The organism is Herbaspirillum sp. 3R11 (assembly GCF_004563925.1).
In the GTDB taxonomy this organism is placed as follows: domain Bacteria; phylum Pseudomonadota; class Gammaproteobacteria; order Burkholderiales; family Burkholderiaceae_D; genus Herbaspirillum.
Window position 1 is genome coordinate 25,977 of sequence record NZ_SPNJ01000005.1, and the last position, 19,338, is coordinate 45,314.

General features: G+C 63.4%; 10 protein-coding genes. 7 read left to right on the forward strand and 3 right to left on the reverse strand.

What is annotated here, in order from left to right; all coding sequences use genetic code 11:
- Positions 1–94 precede the first annotated feature (94 nt).
- Positions 95–241 (reverse strand): hypothetical protein, encoded by a 147-nt coding sequence (locus E4P32_RS24160; protein WP_167735782.1) that lies wholly within the window; start codon positions 239–241, stop codon positions 95–97.
- A gap of 47 nt (positions 242–288) precedes the next feature.
- Here E4P32_RS24160 and E4P32_RS20190 point away from each other — a divergent pair, with 47 nt between their 5' ends.
- From E4P32_RS20190 to E4P32_RS20205, 4 genes are read left to right on the forward strand one after another with little or no spacing between them, the layout of a single operon-like run.
- Positions 289–1,926: an MdtA/MuxA family multidrug efflux RND transporter periplasmic adaptor subunit gene (locus tag E4P32_RS20190; protein ID WP_233526717.1), complete on the forward strand. Its 1,638-nt coding sequence runs from the start codon at positions 289–291 to the stop codon at positions 1,924–1,926.
- Positions 1,927–1,935: 9 nt separating this feature from the next.
- On the forward strand, positions 1,936–5,106 hold the full coding sequence (locus tag E4P32_RS20195) for an MdtB/MuxB family multidrug efflux RND transporter permease subunit (RefSeq protein ID WP_116435384.1): 3,171 nt from the start codon (positions 1,936–1,938) through the stop codon (positions 5,104–5,106).
- Positions 5,107–5,118: 12 nt separating this feature from the next.
- Positions 5,119–8,352: an efflux RND transporter permease subunit gene (locus E4P32_RS20200; protein ID WP_116435385.1), complete on the forward strand. Its 3,234-nt coding sequence runs from the start codon at positions 5,119–5,121 to the stop codon at positions 8,350–8,352.
- Positions 8,353–8,372: 20 nt separating this feature from the next.
- Positions 8,373–9,854 (forward strand): efflux transporter outer membrane subunit, encoded by a 1,482-nt coding sequence (locus E4P32_RS20205; RefSeq protein ID WP_116435386.1) that lies wholly within the window; start codon positions 8,373–8,375, stop codon positions 9,852–9,854.
- A 55-nt stretch (positions 9,855–9,909) separates the two neighbouring features.
- Here the strand turns inward: E4P32_RS20205 and pabB are convergent, their stop codons facing one another.
- Positions 9,910–11,763 (reverse strand): aminodeoxychorismate synthase component I, encoded by a 1,854-nt coding sequence (gene pabB / locus E4P32_RS20210; RefSeq protein ID WP_116435387.1) that lies wholly within the window; start codon positions 11,761–11,763, stop codon positions 9,910–9,912.
- Positions 11,764–11,936: 173 nt separating this feature from the next.
- On the opposite strand from pabB, the gene E4P32_RS20215 reads away from it, so the two are divergent.
- From E4P32_RS20215 to corA, 3 genes are read left to right on the forward strand one after another with little or no spacing between them, the layout of a single operon-like run.
- A complete protein-coding gene (locus E4P32_RS20215) occupies positions 11,937–13,355 on the forward strand; it encodes an MFS transporter (RefSeq protein ID WP_116435388.1) in 1,419 nt (472 codons plus the stop codon).
- A 27-nt stretch (positions 13,356–13,382) separates the two neighbouring features.
- A complete protein-coding gene (locus E4P32_RS20220; protein ID WP_167735781.1) occupies positions 13,383–14,273 on the forward strand; it encodes a DMT family transporter in 891 nt (296 codons plus the stop codon).
- Positions 14,274–14,300: 27 nt separating this feature from the next.
- Positions 14,301–15,281, forward strand: coding sequence for a magnesium/cobalt transporter CorA (gene corA, locus E4P32_RS20225; protein ID WP_116435390.1), 981 nt, complete (start codon positions 14,301–14,303; stop codon positions 15,279–15,281).
- Positions 15,282–15,344: 63 nt separating this feature from the next.
- Here corA and E4P32_RS20230 read toward each other — a convergent pair whose 3' ends face one another.
- The gene (locus E4P32_RS20230; protein WP_116435391.1) at positions 15,345–19,331 is read right to left on the reverse strand and encodes a translocation/assembly module TamB domain-containing protein; all 3,987 of its coding nucleotides are present in this window, start codon (positions 19,329–19,331) and stop codon (positions 15,345–15,347) included.
- Positions 19,332–19,338: the final 7 nt, after the last annotated feature.

A 19,338-nucleotide genomic window follows, 5' to 3' on the forward strand; every position in this document is an offset into this window, starting at 1 on the left:
GAAACCTTGCGCAACTTTGCGCAAGGTTTTTTGTCTTTCTCTCAACGTTTTTGTTTATTTGATATGAAGATATGCGGGAACGATCATCGTTCCGTCATGCTTCTGCACCATAATAACGAGTTGGCGTGCTGCCGTGCGCCTGCGAGCGCATTTCCTGAAGACCATCCCGTCGGCCGGCCGCAAAGGCTGTCGCCGCCGTGCTGATCTGTGCTGATCTGTGCTGATCTGTGCTGATCTTCATGAAATGCCTTGATCCATATTGAATCGATCGATTTTCCTGCCGCCAAGATGACTACAACACCAACTCCAGACAACAATCAATCGCCATCTTCCCCTTCCGGAAAATCCCCCGGCTTGCTCAAGCGCTGGTGGTTCTGGGCCTTGCTGATCATTGTGGTCGGCGGCGGTTATTACTACTGGCATCACAAGCGCGCGGCAGCGGCCGAGCAGGCCCAGAGCGGCGGCGGGCAGTGGCAAGGTGGCGGCGGCAAAGGCAAGCGCGGCGGTCCTCCCGGCGCGGGCGGCGGCTTTGGCGGCGCAGGCCTGTCGCCGGTGGGCGTGGCGGTGGCCAAGATTTCGGATGTCAACATCTACCTGACCGGCCTCGGCGGCGTCACGCCGACCGCCACCGCCACGGTGCGCAGCCGCGTCGACGGCCAGCTCATGAAGCTGCATTTCAAGGAAGGCCAACTGGTCAAGGAAGGCGACCTGCTGGCGGAGCTCGACGCGCGTCCTTACCAGGTCGCCGTGACCCAGGCTGAAGGCCAGCTGGCGCGCGACCAGGCTCAACTGGGCGCGGCCCAGCTCGACCTCAAACGCTACCGCACGCTGCTGTCGCAGGATTCCATCGCCGGCCAGCAGGTTGATACGCAAGCGGCGCTGGTCAAGCAACTGGAAGGCACGGTCAAGTCCGACCAGGGCAACCTGGCCAGCGCACGCCTGCAACTGACCTATTCGCGCGTGACTGCGCCGGTCAGCGGCCGCCTCGGCCTGCGCCAGGTCGACATCGGCAACATCGTGCACTCCAGCGACACCAACGGCATCGTCATCATCACCCAGGTGCAGCCGATCACGGCGGTGTTCAGCATCCCTGAAGACAATATCCCGGCCGTCATGAAGCAACTGCAGGCCGGCAAGAAACTCGCCACCGATGCGTGGGACCGCGATCAGAAAAACAAGCTGGCCAGCGGCGTGCTGCTGACCATCGACAACCAGGTCGACGCCACCACCGGCACCATCAAGCTCAAGGCGCAATTCCCGAATACCGACTACGCGCTGTTCCCGAACCAGTTCGTCAACATCCGCATGCTGCTCGACACCCGCAAGGACGCCATCACGATTCCGACGGCGGCGCTGCAACGCGGCTCCAAGGGCTTGTTCATCTACGTGGTCAAGTCAGACAACACCGTTACCGTACGCAACGTCAAGACCGGCCCGGCGCAGGGCGACATCACCGCGATTGAAGACGGCGTCGCCAGCGGCGAAACCGTGGTGGTCGACGGCATCGACCGCCTGCGCGAAGGCGCCAAGGTCGAGCCGGTGGTGCGCGGCGGCGCCGACGATCCGGCCAACAAGCTGACCGAGAAAGCCGGTCCGCGTCGTCATAAACGCGACGGCGCTGGTGGTGGAGCTGCGGGTGCTCCCGGCACTGCCGCTGGCGAAGGTCAAAGCGGTCAAGGCGGCCAGGACATGACGCCCGAAGAACGCCAGAAGCGCTGGGCTGCGCTCAACAAACGCATCGACGCCGGTGAGTTCGGCGAAGAGATCAAGAAGCTGCCGGAAGACCAGCGCCGCCAGCGCATGATGGAAATGCGCCGCCAGCAACGCAGCACCACGGAAGGCACGCCGGCCGCACCGGCAGCGGCTCCTGCCGGCACTGCCGGAACTGCTGCTGGAACTTCTGCTCCCGCCAATGCAACGAAATAAGGCGGCAGCATGAATCCATCACGCCTGTTCATCCTGCGGCCGGTGGCGACGTCGCTGCTGATGCTGGCGATCCTGCTGGCCGGCATCGTCGCCTATAAACAGCTGCCGCTCTCGGCGCTGCCCGAAGTCGACTATCCGACCATCCAGGTCGTCACGCTGTATCCCGGCGCCAGCCCCGACGTCATGACCTCGTCGGTCACCGCGCCGCTGGAACGCCAGTTCGGCCAGATGCCCGGCCTCAACCAGATGTCGTCGACCAGTTCGGGCGGCGCCTCGGTGATCACGCTGCAATTCAACCTCGACCTCAGCCTCGACATCGCCGAGCAGGAAGTGCAGGCCGCCATCAACGCCGGCGGCAACCTGTTGCCGTCCGACTTGCCGGCGCCGCCGATCTACAGCAAGGTCAATCCGGCCGACACCCCGATCCTGACGCTGGCGGTGACCTCCAAGACGCTGCCGCTGCCCAAGGTGCAGGACCTGATCGACACGCGCCTGGCGCAAAAGATTTCGCAGCTCTCCGGCGTCGGCCTGGTCAGCCTGTCCGGCGGCCAGCGTCCTGCCGTGCGCATGCAGCTGAATCCGCGCGCCATCGCTTCGCTGGGCATGAACCTGGACGACATCCGCACCGCCATCGGCAACGCCAACGTCAACCAGGCCAAGGGCAGTTTCGACGGCCCGGCGCGCGCCTCGACCATCGACGCCAATGACCAGCTGAAGTCCGCCGACGAATACCGCAATCTCATCATCGGCTACAAGAACGGCGCGCCGATCCGCGTCTCGGACGTGGCCGACGTGGTCGACGCCGCCGAGAACGTGCGTCTCGGCGCCTGGGCCAACGACTCCGCCGCCGTGATCGTCAACATCCAGCGCCAGCCGGGCGCCAACGTGATCGCCGTGGTCGACAGCATCAAGAAGATCCTGCCGACCCTGCAGGCCAGCCTGCCGGGCGCGATCGACGTGCATATCCTGACCGACCGCACCACCACCATTCGTGCCTCGGTGGACGACGTCAAGTTCGAACTGCTGCTGTCGATCGTGCTGGTGGTGATGGTGATCTTCGTGTTCCTGCGCAATGTTCCCGCCACCATCATTCCAAGCGTGGCGGTGCCGCTGTCGCTGGTCGGCACCTTCGGCATCATGTACATGGCCGGCTTCTCGATCAACAACCTGACGCTGATGGCGCTGACGATCGCCACCGGCTTCGTGGTCGATGACGCCATCGTCATGATCGAAAACATTTCGCGCTACATCGAAGAAGGCATGGAGCCCTTGCAAGCCGCGCTCAAGGGCGCGCAGCAGATCGGCTTCACCATCATTTCGCTGACGTTTTCCCTGATTGCGGTGCTGATCCCGCTGCTGTTCATGGGCGATGTGGTGGGGCGGTTGTTCCATGAATTCGCCGTGACGCTGGCGGTGGCCATCCTGATCTCGGCGGTGGTGTCGCTGACGCTCACGCCGATGATGTGCGCGCGCCTGCTGCATCACGTGCCGGAAGAGAAGCAGGGCTGGTTCTATCACAAGAGCGGCGCTTTCTTCGACAACATCGTCGCACGCTACGGCGTCGCGCTGACCTGGGTGCTCGATCGCCAGCGCACCACGCTGGTGGTGGCGCTGGGTACGCTGGTGCTGACCGTGGTGCTGTACATCTTCATTCCCAAGGGCTTCTTCCCGGTGCAGGACACCGGCGTGATCCAAGGCATTTCGGAAGCCACGCAATCGGTCTCGTTCGGGGCAATGGCAGAGCGCCAGCAAGCGCTGGCCAAGGTGGTGCTGGAAGACCCGGCGGTGGAAAGCCTGTCGTCCTTCATCGGTGTCGACGGTATCAACGCCACCCTGAACAGCGGCCGCATGCTGATCAACCTGAAGCCGCATGAATCGCGCGACATCAGTGCCAGCGACATCATCCGTCGCCTGCAACCCAAGCTCGCTGAAAAAGTCCCCGGCATCACGCTCTACATGCAGCCGGTGCAGGATCTGACCATCGAAGACAGCGTCAGCCGCACGCAATACCAGTTCACGCTGGAAGACGCCGACTCCGCCGAACTCAGCACCTGGGTGCCGAAGATCGTCGATCGCCTGCGTCAATTGCCGGAACTGGCCGACGTCGCCAGCAACGTGCAGGACCAGGGTTTGCAGGCCTACGTCGAGATCGACCGCGACGCCGCTTCGCGCATGGGCGTTACCACGGCCGCCATCGACAACGCGCTGTACAACGCCTTCGGCCAACGCCTGATCTCGACCATCTACACGCAATCGAATCAGTACCGCGTGGTGATGGAGGTCAAGCCGGAATTCCAGAAGGGCCCGGAAGCGCTCAACAGCATTTTCCTGGTGGCTTCCAACGGCAACCAGATTCCACTGTCCAGCATCGCCAAGGTGACCGAGCGCACCGCGCCGCTGGTGGTCAACCATCTCGGCCAGTTCCCGGCGGCCACCGTCTCGTTCAACCTGGCGCAAGGTTCCTCGTTGGGTGAAGCGGTCAAGGCCATCATGGCGGCAGAAAAAGACATCGCCATGCCGGCCAGCATCTCGACCAACTTCCAGGGTGCCGCACTGGCATTCCAGGCATCGTTGTCGAATACGCTGTGGCTGATCCTGGCGGCGATCGTGACGATGTACATCGTGCTCGGCGTGCTGTACGAAAGCTACATCCATCCGATCACCATCCTGTCCACGCTGCCGTCGGCCGGCGTGGGCGCCTTGCTGTCGCTGATGATTTCACGCAACGACCTTGGCATCATCGGCATCATCGGCATCATCCTGCTGATCGGCATCGTCAAGAAAAACGCCATCATGATGATCGACTTCGCCCTTGAAGCCGAACGCCACGAAGGCAAGTCGCCGCGTGAAGCGATCTACCAGGCTTGCCTGTTGCGCTTCCGCCCGATCCTGATGACCACCATGGCGGCCTTGCTGGGCGCCTTGCCGCTCATGCTGGGCACGGGTGTCGGCTCCGAACTGCGCCAGCCGCTCGGCATCACCATGGTCGGCGGCCTGCTGGTGTCGCAGGTGCTGACGCTGTTCACTACGCCGGTGATCTACCTCGGTTTCGACAGCCTGGCCAAACGCATGCGCAAGCGCTTCGGCAAGGAAAAGCGTCCAGAACACCCGGATGACGACGATGCGCCTTCGGCCAACGCACCGCTGGTTCCGCCGCCTCCGGCACAGCCGCAAGTCTGACGCAGGGACAGCATGAATATTTCGCGTCCCTTCATTGAACGGCCCATCGCCACCACGCTGCTGACCATCGGCATCGCGCTGGCGGGCATGCTGGCGTTCAAGCTGTTGCCGGTGTCGCCGTTGCCGCAGGTCGACTATCCGACCATTTCGGTATCGGCGTCGATGCCCGGCGCCAGCCCGGAAACCATGGCGGCGACCATCGCCACGCCACTCGAGCGCGCGCTCGGCGCCATTGCCGGCGTCACCGAAATGACCTCGTCGAGCTCGCTCAATTCGACTCGCATCACCTTGCAGTTCGACCTCAACCGCGACATCGACGGCGCCGCGCGCGACGTGCAGGCGGCATTGAATGCGGCGCGCAGCTTGCTGCCTTCCGGCATGCCGAGCAGTCCTTCGTACCGCAAAGTGAATCCGGCCGACGCGCCTATCATGATCCTGGCGCTGACCTCGGACACCATGACGCAAGGCCAGATGTACGACGCCGCCGACAGCATCCTGGCGCAAAAACTGTCGCAGGTGCGCGGCATCGGCCAGGTCAGCGTGGGCGGCAGTTCGCAGCCTGCAGTGCGGATCGAGCTCAACCCGACCGCGCTCAACAAATACGGTATCGGCACGGCCGATGTGCGCACCGCAGTGGCCGCCACCAACGCCAATCGCCCCAAGGGCATCGTCGAGGACGGCGACCGCAACTGGCAGATCTACGCCAACGACCAGGTCAAGACGGCAGCCGAATACGCGCCGCTGATCGTGTCCTACCGCAACGGCGCGCCGGTACGCGTGCGCGACATTGCCGAGGTCAAGGATTCGGTGGCCGATCTGCGCAATTCCGGTTCCGCCAACGGCAAGCCGTCGGTGCTGGTGATCCTGAACCGCCAGCCCGGCGCCAACATCATCGAGACCGTCGATGCCGTGAATGCCTTGTTGCCCAACCTGAAGGCGTCGATCCCGCACGCCATCAATCTCGAAGTGATGATGGACCGCACGCCGACCATCCGCGCTTCGCTCAAGGACACCGAGAAGACCCTGCTGATGTCGATCGCGCTGGTGATCATGGTGGTGTTCCTGTTCCTGCGCAACGGCCGCGCCACGCTGATCCCGAGTGTGGCGGTGCCGGTCTCGCTGATCGGCACCTTCGGCATCATGTATCTGCTCGGCTATACCCTCGACAACCTGTCGCTGATGGCGCTGACAATTGCCACCGGTTTCGTGGTCGATGACGCCATCGTGGTGCTGGAAAACATTTCGCGTCACATCGAGCAGGGCATGAAGCCGGTCAAGGCGGCGCTGGTCGGCGCGCGCGAAGTTGGCTTCACGGTGCTGTCGATGAGCATTTCGCTGATTGCGGTGTTCATCCCCATCCTGATGATGGGCGGCATCGTCGGCCGCCTGTTCCGCGAGTTCGCGGTGACGCTGTCGGTGGCGATCCTGGTGTCGCTGCTGGTATCGCTGACCACCACGCCGATGATGTGCGCCATGCTGCTCAAGCAAGAGAGCGAAGAAGAGCGCAAACCGGGTCGTTTCTTCACGGCTGTCGAGCGCCTGTTCGACAGCATGCTGCGCGGCTATGAGCGTTCGCTGGCGTGGGCCTTGCGGTTCTCGCCGCTGATGATCGTGATCCTGCTCGCCACGATTGCGCTCAATGTCTATCTGTACGTGATCGTGCCCAAGGGTTTCTTCCCGCAGCAGGACACCGGCCGGCTGGTCGGAGGCATCCGCGGTGACCAGTCGATCTCGTTCCAGGCCATGAAGATCAAGCTCAACGAATTCATCGAAATCGTGCGCCAGGATCCGGCGGTGGCCAATGTCACCGCCTTCACCGGCGGCGGCCGGCGCAACGGCGGCAGCATGTTCATCGCGCTCAAGCCGCTGTCGGAACGCAAGATTTCTGCCGACAAGGTGATTGCGCGGCTGCGCCTGAAGCTGGGCCACGTGGCCGGCGCCAGCCTGTTCCTGCAGGCGGTGCAGGACATCCGCGTCGGCGCGCGCCAGAGCGATTCGCAATATGAGTACACGCTGCAGTCCGATGACCTTGAACTGTTGCGCACCTGGGAGCCCAAGATCCGCATTGCGCTTTCCAACTTGCCGCAGCTGGAAGACGTCAGCACCGACCAGCAGGACAAGGGTTTGCAGACCACGCTGACGATCGACCGCGAGACCGCCATCCGCAGCGGCGTCACGCCGCAGCTGATCGACACAAGTCTCAGTGATCTGTTCGGCCAGCGCCAGATTTCAACCATCTACAGCGGCATGAACCAGTACCACGTGGTGATGGAAGCCGCGCCGCAATACTGGCAAAGCCCGGAGATCCTCAATAGCACCTACGTCAGCCTGGCCAACAGCACGGCCAACCTGTCGCCGACCACCTCGGCACTGGGTACGCCGCCTGCGCTGACGGCGGGCGGCAAACTCAACTCCAACTCCTCGCTGGCGCTGACCCTGTCGACGGCGGCGTCGAAGCAGGTGCCGCTGACCTCGTTCTCCAGCTTCGCACCGACTACCACCTCGCTGAGCGTGAGCCACGAAGGGCAGTTCATTGCCTCGACGATTTCGTTCAACCTGGCCGAAGGCGTTTCGCTGTCGCAGGCAACGCAAGTGATCAACGACACGCTGGCGCGCCTGGGCGTACCGACGGCAGTGCATGGCGCTTTTGCCGGCACCGCCAACGCCTTCCAGTCCTCGCTCGACAGCCAGCCGGTGCTGATCCTGACGGCCTTGCTGGCGGTGTATATCGTGCTCGGCATCCTCTATGAGAGCCTGGTGCATCCGATCACCATCATCTCGACGCTGCCGTCGGCCGGCGTCGGCGCGCTGCTGGCCTTGCTGGCGACCGGCACCGACTTCAGCCTGATCGCGCTGATCGGCGTGATCCTGCTGATCGGCATCGTCAAGAAGAACGCCATCATGATGATCGACTTCGCGCTGCAGGCCGAACGCACGCGCGGGCTGTCGCCGCGCGACGCCATCTTCGAGGCGTGCAGCTTGCGCTTCCGGCCGATCATGATGACCACCATGGCAGCGCTGCTGGGCGCGGTGCCGCTGGCGCTGGGCTCCGGCGACGGCGCCGAGTTGCGCCAGCCGCTCGGTATTTCCATCGTCGGCGGCCTGATCGTGAGCCAGATGCTGACGCTGTACACGACGCCGGTGGTTTATCTCTACATGGAACGGTTCCGCTTGTGGAGCAAGGATCTGTTCGAGCGCACGACGGGACGAAAAACAGCGCAACAGGAAAATACGGGCGCGGCGTGAAACGCGGCGTTCAAGGAGAAATGACAATGACATCCGTACTGCGCAAACGCGCTTTGATTTTGACCCCGCTGGTGCTGGCCCTGGCGGCCTGCTCGGTCGGCCCCGACTATGTCCGTCCGCAAACCGCAGCGGTGCCGACGGCCTTCAAGGAAATGAAGGACTGGAAGCCGGCCCAGCCGAATGAACTGGCCATGAACGGCAAGTGGTGGGAAATGTTCGGCGACCAGCAGCTCAATGCGCTGGTGGAGCAGATCGATATTTCCAACCAGAATCTGGCGCAGTCGGAAGCCAATTTCCGCAAGGCCATGGCGCTGGTGCAGGGCGCGCGCGCCGACTATTCGCCGACGCTGTCGGTGGATGCCTCGCGCACGCGTTCGCGCTCGGCAACAAGCAGCAGCGGCAACAGCTCCAGTTCATCGGTGCGCGACAATTATTCCTTCTCGCTCAACGCCGACTGGGAAATCGACGTCTGGGGCCGCGTGCGCCGCAATGTCGAATCCAACGAAGCCAGCGCCCAGGCCAGCGCCGCCGATCTGGCGGCAACCCGGCTGAGCGCACAGGCGCAACTGGCGCAGAACTATCTGCAACTGCGCGTGCTCGATGCGCAACAGCAGTTGCTGGACGATACCGTTGCCGCTTACCAGCGCTCGTATCAGCTGACGCTGAATCAATACAACGCCGGCGTGGTCGCCAAGTCCGACGTCATCCAGGCGCAGACGCAATTGAAATCGGCGCAGGCACAGGCGCTCGACAACGGCGTACAGCGCGCGCAGCTGGAACATGCGATCGCCTTGCTGGTCGGCCAGCCGGCCTCGACCTTCTCGATCACGCCGTCGCCGTTGGCGGCTGCGGCACCGCCGATTCCGGTGGCCTTGCCGTCGATGCTGCTGGAGCGGCGTCCCGACATCGCCGGCGCCGAACGCCGCGTCGCCGCCGCCAACGCCCAGATCGGCGTGGCGCAGGCGGCGTATTATCCGAGCCTGTCGCTGTCGGCTTCGGGTGGATTCCAGACTTCCAACGGTTTGGCCAACTGGTTCACGATGCCGAGCCGGGTATGGTCGCTGGGACCGCAGCTAAGCCAGTTGATTTTCGACGGCGGCGCCCGCCGCTCGGTCACCGACCAGGCCATCGCTACCTATGACGGCGTGGCCGCAGCGTACAGGCAGACCGTGCTGACCGCGTTCCAGGAAGTGGAAGACAATCTCGCTGCGCTGCGCATCCTTGAACAGGAAGCTGTCGTGCAGAACGAAGCGCTGCAATCGGCGCGCCAGGCCGTGACCTTGGTCACCAACCAGTACAAGTCCGGTGTCGTCAATTACACTAGCGTGATCACGGCGCAGGCCACCGCGCTCACCAGCGAACGCACTGCGCTGGATATCCTGTACCGCCGCATGGCCGCTAGCGTGTTGCTGACCAAGGCGCTGGGCGGCGGCTGGAGCGAGCAGAACATCGCCGACCTGGGCGCGCTGGCAAGTCAGTCGGAGAACAGCAAGAAGAAATAAGATTGAACAAGTTTGCCGGATCGGCAAAAAGCGCAGCCTCGGTGCTGCGCTTTTTTTATGCGCCGATATCCCAGACTACGTCTGCACGAACCGCGCCGCGCAAGGCATTGCAGATCATCACCGCATCGGCGCGGCGCAGTTCCTCGCGCGTGATGCTGCGCTCGGTCGCGGCCCATGCGGGATCGGCGAGCAGCACCGAACGCATCACGCCGGGCAGCGCACCGGCCGCCAGCGGCGGCGTGTACCAGCGACCATCCAGTTGCACGAAGACATTGCTGCGGCCGCCTTCAGTCAGTTCGTCACGTTCGTTGAAGAACAGCGCGTCGAAACCGCCGCGCCGCTCGGCGTCTTTCCAAGCTTCGTCGTAAGCGGTGCGCATTGACGTCTTGTGGCGCAGGAACAGATCGTCGCTGGCGCTCGGCATAGGTGAGATGAACACTTTCACAGTTGCACCTAGCGCCGACAGCGCGCCTTGCTGCAAGCGGACCGCGCTGTCGCGGAACAGGTCCAGCCGCAAGCGATGCGGCGTTGCCGGAGGCAGTTGCGCGCAGGCTTCGGTCAACGCATTGCGGATGGTCGTTTCATCGAATGTGAAATTGAAATACGCCGCCGAGTTCTGCAGCCGCCGCAGATGCAGGTCCAGGTGGCGGCAGCCGTTTTCATGGTCGGCATGGATGGTTTCGAACAGGCTGAAGCCGCCATCGAGGCCGGTCAGGAATGCCGACTTCAAGCGGCATTCGGCAAACTCATCTGCGGCCTTGCTGTCGTAGACAATGCCGGCGCCTACACCCATTTCACCGCGGCGCAGACTTTGTTCAGGCGCTTGCAGCGCCAGTGTGCGAATCGGCACCGACAGGCAGAAATCGCCCACGGTACGACCTGGCTCGGCAGCGTCGAACCAGCCGATGGCGCCGGTGTACAAGCCGCGCGGCGTCGACTCGAGTTCTCGAATGATTTGCATGGTGCGGCGTTTGGGCGCGCCGGTGATCGATCCGCAAGGATAGAGAGCGGCCACCACGTCGGCGATATGCGCATCGTCGCGCAGTTGCGCCGTGACGGTCGAGGTCATCTGCAACACCTGGCCGAAGCGGCCGACTGCGAACAACTGCGGCACCTGCACCGAGCCGGCGACGGCGACGCGGCCGAGGTCGTTGCGCAGCAGGTCGACGATCATCAGGTTCTCGGCGCGGTTCTTTTCATCGTTCGCCAGCTGAACGGCGCGGCGGCTGTTTTCGGCCGCGTCGTCATGCGCCGGTGCGGTGCCTTTCATCGGCTGGGCGAGCAGCTTTCCCTGCGTGTGGCGGACGAACAGTTCCGGCGAAAACGACAGCACCCAACGCTCATCCGGCAGGCGGATGAGCGCGCCGTACGGGACCGGCTGGCGCGCGCGCAGTTTGTTGTACAGGCTGAGCGGTTCGCCCCAGGCATAGAAATGCAGACGGTAGGTGTAGTTGACCTGATAGGTGTCGCCGGCTGCAATGTAGTCGCGGATGCGCGCGATGTCGGCGCTGAAACGCTGTTCGTCGACGCTGGCGCGCACGTTGGCGACGCCGGCTTCAGCAGGAATCGCATCTTGTTGCTGTTGCAGCCAGTCATCGGTCTGCGCAGCGCTGAGACGGCGGCAGTCGGTGAACAGCAGAATTTCTGCCAGCGGACCCTCCTGGTCGGCATGCGCTTCAATGCCGTGCAAGCATCCTCCCAGCTCATAGCTGAACAGCGCCACCGCATGCAGGCCCTTTTGTTGCGCCGCCTGCATGTCGGCGAGCATGTCCGCCATGCCGTTCGCATCTTCACAGCGCAGCGTCGCCTGATAGCCGGTGTACAGGCGCGAACGCGGTTCGTCCAGGCGTGCGTTGGCATCGCCGTGGCGGTAGCTGTCGTCGAGCAGGGCGAAGCAGGGGAGGGACATAGTCGTGCGTGGTTCGGCCAAGAGTAAACAAGGGGAGGCAAGCCGCCGGACAACGGCCGGGAGCGCCCGGCAGCATCATAGCTTAAACGGTATACTGGAGCATATTTCCGTGATGCAACGGGCTCGCTGCGCAGAGGCCCGAATCAACGCTGACTCAACCAATTTCCCATCCCATGGCTTTACAGCGCACCTTCACCATTCCCCTCATCGTCGCCTGCGCCCTGTTCATGGAACAGATGGACTCTACCGTGATTTCGACCTCGCTGCCGGTGCTGGCGATCGACATGGCGGTCGATCCGATTTCGCTCAAGCTGGCGCTGACGTCCTACCTGGTCAGCCTGGCCGTGTTCATCCCGATCAGCGGCTGGATGGCCGATCGTTTCGGTGCGCTGACGATATTTCGTTCGGCGATCTGCGTGTTCATGCTGGGGTCGATCCTGTGCGGCGTCTCGCAAAGCCTGCCGGAATTCGTTGCCGCGCGCTTCTTCCAGGGCATCGGCGGCGCCATGATGGTGCCGGTCGGACGACTCGTGATCCTGCGCAGCGTCGACAAGGCCAACCTGGTCAAGGCGCTCAGCTACCTCACCATTCCGGCCATGTTCGGGCCGGTGCTGGGGCCGCCGCTGGGTGGTTTCATCACGACGTATTTCCACTGGCGCTGGATCTTCTTCATCAATATCCCGATCAGCATCCTCGGCCTGTACCTGGCCACGCGCTTCATCGCCAACGCCAAAGCGGATAGCGTCGCGCCCCTCGACTGGATCGGCTTCGTGCTGTCGGCGCTGGGTTGTTCGCTGGTGATGATGGGGCTGGCGACCACCGGACGCCACCTGGTGTCGGGCGACATTTCGCTGGCCTGCGTGGTGTTCGGCAGCCTGTCGCTGGCCGCTTACGTCTGGCATGCGCGCCGTACCGAACATCCGCTGATCGACCTCAAGCTGCTCAAGATCGAAACCCTGCAGGCCGGCGTCGGCGGCGGCTCTCTGTTCCGCCTCGGCATCGGCGCGATTCCCTTCCTGTTGCCGCTGATGCTGCAGCTCGGCTTCGGCTTCAGCGCCTTTCATTCCGGCCTGCTGACCTGCGCGTCGGCGGCCGGCGCGATGTTCATGAAGACCATCGCCGCCAAATTCCTCAAGCGCTATGGCTTCCGCCGGGTCATGATCGTCAACGGTACCTGCGGCGTGCTTTCGCTGGCGGCGATGGGCCTCTTCACGCCGGCCACGCCGTATGCGGTGATGTTGATCGTGCTGCTGATCGGCGGCTGTTTCCGTTCGCTGCAGTTCACCAGCCTCAATGCGATTTCCTACGCCGATGTCGACACCAACCGCCTCAGCCAGGCCACCAGCATTGCCAGCGTGGCGCAGCAATTGTCGGTCGGCATGGGCGTGGTGCTGGGCGGCTTCGCCTTGCAGATGTCCAACCAGTTGCAGGGTCACGCTACCCTGGTCAGCCAGGACTTCTGGCCGGCCTTCCTGACGGTGGCGGTGGCCGCCTCGTTCTCGATCCCGCTGTTGATGCGCTTGCCGCCCGATGCCGGCGCCGAACTGGCCGGCCGCAATCAGGCCAAGGCCGGTTCGGCCGGAGCAACCTAACTATTTCACGACCGCGCCATGGCTCACATGCAGCTCAAATACAGCATCTTCCCGATCAGCGCGATCCTGATCTGGTCCGGCAACACCATCGTCAGCAAGATGGCGGCGGGCGTGATCGAGCCGGCGGCGATGTCGTTCTACCGCTGGCTGATGGCCGGCCTGCTGCTGACGCCGTTTTGCCTGCGCGGGGTGTGGCGGCAGCGCCATCAGATCCGGCCGCATCTGTGGAAGATCGTGGCGCTGGCGCTGTTCGGCATGGTGCTGTACCAGAGCCTGGCGTATTTCGCGGCGGCCACATCTTCGGCCACCAGCATGGGCATGATCGCCTCGCTGATGCCCTTGCTGACCTTGCTGCTCAGCAGCATCCTGCTGCGCGAGCCGCCCACCTGGGGCACGTTGTTCGGTGGCATGCTGTCGCTGTTCGGCTTGATGATCCTGATCGGCAAGGGGCATCCGGCGCAGCTGTTTACCAACGGCGTGGTGTTCGGCGACCTGCTGATGCTGGTGGCGACCATCGCGTACGCCTTTTACAGCGTGCTGCTGAAACGCTGGGCGCTGCCGATCGCCGCATGGCATTTGTTGTACCTGCAAATCTGGGTGGCGGTGATTCTGCTGCTGCCGTTGTGCCTGGCGGCGCCGTATTCGCCGGTGACGGCCGCCAACCTACCGTTGCTGCTGTATGCCGGTATCGCCGCCTCGATCATTTCGCAGATCCTGTGGATGAACGGCATCGCCCATCTGGGGGCGACGCACTCGATCATGTTCATGAACTTGTCGCCCATATTTACCGTCATAATTGCCATGGTGGTGCTGGACGAGGCCCTGCATTCATATCACGCAGTCGGCGGCGGCATCACGCTGGCCGGCGTGGTGCTGGCGCAGGTGATCAAGCGCAGAATCGTGCGGCACACCGTCTGACGGATAAACAGGAAAACAGGCGCAAACATGAATAATGCAAACATGGTCGTCAATTGCACGGCCTACAAGAACGGCAAGAAGCTGCGCGACATCACGATCGAGGAAATCAGCGACGTGCTGGAGGAGGACAACACCTTCGTCTGGGTCGGCCTGCTCGAACCGAGCGTCGAGCTGATGCGGCAGATCAAAGAAGAATTCAACCTCCATGAACTGGCCGTGGAAGACGCCTACGCCGCCCATCAGCGGCCCAAGATCGAGGAATACGGCGACACCTTGTTCGTGGTGCTGCAGACCGCGCAAGTGGTTGACGCGGTGGTGCAATTCGGCGAGACCCACATCTTCGTCGGTGCGCGCTTCGTGGTGTCGGTGCGGCACGGTTCGTCGAGAAGCTACGCCAAGGTGCGCGAGCATTGCGAGATGCTGCCCGAGCGCCTGGTCCGCGGTCCCAGCTACGTGCTGTACTCGATCATGGACTTCGTGGTGGACAACTACGGCCCCATCATGGACGACCTGGAAGAGCGTTTCGACAAGTACGAAGCGGAGCTGTTCGACCGTGTGTCGGAGCAAGTCCATTTACAGGATCTCTACCAGCTCAAGCGCCAGCTGATCAAGATCCGCTCGGCGGCGGTGCCGTTGCTGGACGTGTGTACGCAGCTGCTGCGCTTCCACGAGAACATCATCACCAAGGACGGCAAGGTCTATTTCCGCGACATCTACGATCACGTGGTGCGCCTGATCGAGACCGGCGATCGCCTGCGTGAAATGGTGGCGGCGGCGATGCAGATCGAGCTCGCGCAAGTGACCATACGCCAGAACGAAGTGGTCAAGCGCCTGGCCGGCTGGGGCGGCATCCTGGCGATCCCGACCATGATGTTCAGCCTGTACGGCATGAACTTCAAATACATGCCCGAGCTGGAGTGGCACTGGGGTTATCCGACAGTATTGATCGCCATTGGAGGGTCATGCAGCTGGCTGTACTACCGCTTGCGCAAGGTCGGCTGGCTATAGAAAATCAGATGCAAAAAAAGGGCGGTGTGGCATTCCACACCGCCTTTTTTACGTCCCGCCCAATCAGTCGAAACGCAGGTTGTACAGCACGTTGAGGCCGTTGATGGTGCCGGTGCGCGCCACCAGCGACCAGCGCCGCGACAGCTGCCAGGTGGCCTTGGCGATGCTGGCCGCGCCGGTCAGGCTTTGCTCGTAGCCGAGCGAGAGCTTTTCGGAAATCGATTTGCCGAGATTGACCACCTGCTCGTCGGACAGGCCCGATTCACTGGCGCCGATCGAGAACTGGTCGAGGCCGATGTCCTTGGCAATCTTCTTGCCGCCGTAGTTGCCGACGAAGGCCAGCGCCTGGCTGCTGGCGCTGCGTTGGCCGAGGCCGGAACTGTCGCTGCCGTGGCCGAACATCATCCACGAGAGTTTTTCATCGTCAGGCACGTTCGGTTCCGACACCAGGCGCACGCGCGGCTGATTGGCGTTGCCGGTGACTTCGACGCCGGCTTCGACGTCCTGGTTGCGGCGCATGGCGAGAATGTTCAGGTTGGGATTGCTGATCGGTCCCTGGAAGTTGATGATGCCGCGCTCGATGTTGAGCTTGGTGCCAAAGGCTTCGTAGGTGCCTTCGCTGACCCGTACGGTGCCGGTGGCGCGCAGCGGCAGCAGCGGTTCGCTGCGCACGTTCATCTCGCCGCGCAGCTTGAGGTCGGCGCCGCTGCCGTTGAAGCGGAAGCTGTCGCCGAGGTCGACCACGATGTTCATCACCGGCGCAAAACGTCCGGCCGGTTTCTCGGTTGCCGCAGTGAGCTTTTCCTTCGAAGTCGCGGCCGCGCCGGCCTTGGCGCGGGACTTGCCGTCCTTGTCCTTGCGCACGATCACGACGTCGTCGCCCAGCTTGGGCGCACTGCTCTTGGGCAGGTCGAACAGGGCCTTGTCGACCACGAACTTGCCATCGATGCGCAATTGCTCGTTGACGTTGGCCAGTTTGGCCTGACCCGACAGCATCAGCTGGCGATCGGGACTGGCGAACAGTTGCAGGCGGTCGGCCACGATGGTGGCGTTGAGGTCGGGATCGGCGTCGCCCAGCTTGACCTTGCCGGTGGCGCGCAGCGTGCCTTCGCCGCCGTGGAATTCGATCTGGCGCAGGTCGATCACGTTGTCGTCCATGACGATGCGCACGGTGCCGTCCTTGAGCTGGATGCCCTGGTCGAACAGTGTCACGGCCAGGCTGTCGCCGTTGATGGCGCCGGACAGGCGCGGCTTGGCCAGCGTGCCGGCGGCATTGATGTCCATCGCCAGCTTGCCGTCCAGACTGTATTGCGGACCAAGCAGGGCGCCGATGGTCTTGACCTCGGGCACGTTCAGGCGCGCGTGTGCGGTCAGCGGCGAGTCCGGCAGCAGCGTCAGTACGCCGTCCTGGCGCAGCAGACCGGCCTGGCCCTGGGCTTCAATTGTGCCGACGCGGGCAGCTGCTACGCGGCTGTTGAACTTCGCTTCCTGACCGGCGAGATCGACCCGCAGTTGCAGCGCCGAGAGGCCCAGGGCGACTTGCGAAGCGCCGGTGTTGACCGACACGTCGCCGCTCTTGCGCAGCACCTGGAAGAAGCCGGAGGCGGTTTCCGCCAGCGAGAAATTCCAGTCGGCGTCAAGCACCAGATCGGTCTTCGCCGGCGGCGCAGCAGCAGATGCGCCCGTCATCTCCTGCACCAGTTCCAGGATACGTCCGACATCGAGGGCCTTGGCGCTGCCTTCCGAACGGATGCGGCCTTGCTGGTAACTCAGGCTGCGCAGGTCGATCGCCATGCGGTCGACGCTGAGGCGGGTAGCGCCCGCCACCAGCGTGTCGGCGGCGAGGGTAAGGCTCAGCGGCGACGCCAGCGCGATGCGCGGCAGGCCCTGGTTGTCGAACTTGTCGATGATGCCGTTCCAGCCGTAGCCGTTCTTGTCTTCGGTAACCTTGCCGTGGGCGTTGAGCTGCAGCGCCAGCGTCTGGTTGCGCACGCGGCCGTCGGCCTGCACGGCCAGCTTGTGGTCGCCATAGGTGCCGGACAGCGTCAGTTTCAATTGTTTGAGCGTGGCGTCGGGTCCGCTGTAGCCGTCACCGTCAATGCTCAGTTGCAACTTGTTGTTGGCGGATGCTGCACCTGTGTTGAGATCGGTCTGCAGGTCGGCCTGGCCGCCGAGCCGGTTCAGGTGATGCGCACCGAACGCCAGTTGCTGGCCGCTGTAGGTCGCACGCAGGTTGGGACGCTGCATGCTGCCGGTCAACTGGCCGTCCAGCTTGAGCAGGCCGGAAATGCCGAAGCCCAGTCGCGCCAGTTGCGGTGCATCGACATGGATGTCGAGCTTGTCGGACGGTGCGCCGAATGCACCCTTGAGCTGCAGCTGATTGCCTGCTACCTGCAGATCCAGGCTGCTCGGCAACAGGCGCTTGCCGGCCAGTTGCAGCTTGCCGTTGCCGCTCATCGGCAATTGATCGTAGCTGCTGTCGTGGATGGAAAAATTCAGCTTGGCCTGCAACGCCGGCGAGAGAGAACCGGTGGTGTCGAAGTCCATGTTGATGCGCGCGGTGATCGCGTGCGCTGCGGTGTCGGCCTTGGCGTTGGCCGGCACCTTGCCGGTCTTCACCCACAGCGAAGGATCGAAGTTGGCCAGCTTGCCCTTGAACGCATATTCCATGGCGCCGACCGTGCCCAATGTACCGGCCAGTTCCAGCCGCGCTTTCTGCGCCGTCAGCAGCACTTGTTTCAGCGCGACTTGCTCGGGCGTGACGGCGGCGTCGGCCTGGATGCTGTACTGCGCATCCTGCAGCTTTAAAACGATATCCTGGCCGCCCGGCTTGAGGACGACGTTGAGCGGACCGGCCAGGCGGGTCGGCTTGAGTTCGTTGTGAATCGCATGCAGATCGAGTCCGACAACCTCGAAGTCGAAGCGGCCGGCCTTGTCAGCGGGGTGGAACTCACCCTTGCCGGTCAAGGTAGCATTCTTGAGCAGCGCAATGCGCAAGTCGCTCAGTTGCTGGCTGTCGACGCCGAGATCAACCTTGGCCTTGACCGAGTTCAGCGGCAGCCGTTGCTGGTCGAGACTGCCGGGGATGGCGTTGACAATCTCGACCGGACCGGCGACGCGCAAATTCTCCGCCGTCGTGCCTGCCACCGGTTGCAAATCGGCATGCAGCTGTAAATCGGCTTTCGGCGCGCCGCTGCTGAAGGCTTGCGGGTTGACATGCTGCACGTCGACCTTGGCGCGCTTGAGCGGCACCGTGGCAAACGGCGTGGCGACAACGTCAGCCTTGCCGTTGAGCTTGTCGCCGGTGGCGGTCAGGGCGATGCCCAGCTCTTGCAGCGAGCCGGACAATTGCGCCGCGAGCTGGAATTTTTCCTGCTCATACAAACCGGCCAGTTCAATGCCGCCGTTGAGCGCGAACGGCTGTTTACCGCTCAGGTTCAGCAGCGCGGTGGCCTGGCCGAAGGCGGTGGTCAGCTTGTCCAGCACCAGCGTGTGCTGGACGCCGTCCGAGGTGCCGTGCAATTGCAGGCCGCTCAGTTCGGTGATGGACGTGCCTTGCTGAAGGATCAGTTTTTGCAGCGAGACGTCGTTCAGGTTCAGCGCGAGCCGCATAGGCAGACTGAGCGATGACGGCATCACGGTTGGCGTAGGCGGGGAAGGCTGCTTGTTGATGTCGACAGTGCCGACGTGGAGATAGCTGACCGTCAGGCGGCGCTGTCTCAGCGACAGATTCCAGGCGGCATCGATGCGATCGATGTCGAGTTGCATCGTAGCGTCGCGATAACGCAGGTTGCGCATGTGCAGGCCATCGGCCAGACTGCCGCCGCCGTGCACGCCGGACAATTTTCCCTGCATGCTCCAGACCGCGAAGCGCCAGGCATTGCGCGCGCCGCTGTCGGTGCCGACCACCCATGCCAGCGCCGCCGCCAGCGCCAGCAACAAGGCGGCGATCGCGAGCAATGTGTACAGCACCCGGCGACCGGCGCGTCCGCGCTTGGGCCCGGGCGCTTGCTGCTCTTCAGGATGATCGGTGGCGGTTGGAGCGGTCATGCGTGCG

What these genes read in the sequence shown, in the direction of transcription:
- E4P32_RS24160 (WP_167735782.1), bottom strand. Translation starts at nt 241, where the DNA reads ATGAAGATCAGCACAGATCAGCACAGATCAGCACAGATCAGCACGGCG.
- E4P32_RS20190 (WP_233526717.1), top strand. Translation starts at nt 289, where the DNA reads ATGACTACAACACCAACTCCAGACAACAATCAATCGCCATCTTCCCCT.
- E4P32_RS20195 (WP_116435384.1), top strand. Translation starts at nt 1,936, where the DNA reads ATGAATCCATCACGCCTGTTCATCCTGCGGCCGGTGGCGACGTCGCTG.
- E4P32_RS20200 (WP_116435385.1), top strand. Translation starts at nt 5,119, where the DNA reads ATGAATATTTCGCGTCCCTTCATTGAACGGCCCATCGCCACCACGCTG.
- E4P32_RS20205 (WP_116435386.1), top strand. Translation starts at nt 8,373, where the DNA reads ATGACAATGACATCCGTACTGCGCAAACGCGCTTTGATTTTGACCCCG.
- pabB (WP_116435387.1), bottom strand. Translation starts at nt 11,763, where the DNA reads ATGTCCCTCCCCTGCTTCGCCCTGCTCGACGACAGCTACCGCCACGGC.
- E4P32_RS20215 (WP_116435388.1), top strand. Translation starts at nt 11,937, where the DNA reads ATGGCTTTACAGCGCACCTTCACCATTCCCCTCATCGTCGCCTGCGCC.
- E4P32_RS20220 (WP_167735781.1), top strand. Translation starts at nt 13,383, where the DNA reads ATGCAGCTCAAATACAGCATCTTCCCGATCAGCGCGATCCTGATCTGG.
- corA (WP_116435390.1), top strand. Translation starts at nt 14,301, where the DNA reads ATGAATAATGCAAACATGGTCGTCAATTGCACGGCCTACAAGAACGGC.
- E4P32_RS20230 (WP_116435391.1), bottom strand. Translation starts at nt 19,331, where the DNA reads ATGACCGCTCCAACCGCCACCGATCATCCTGAAGAGCAGCAAGCGCCC.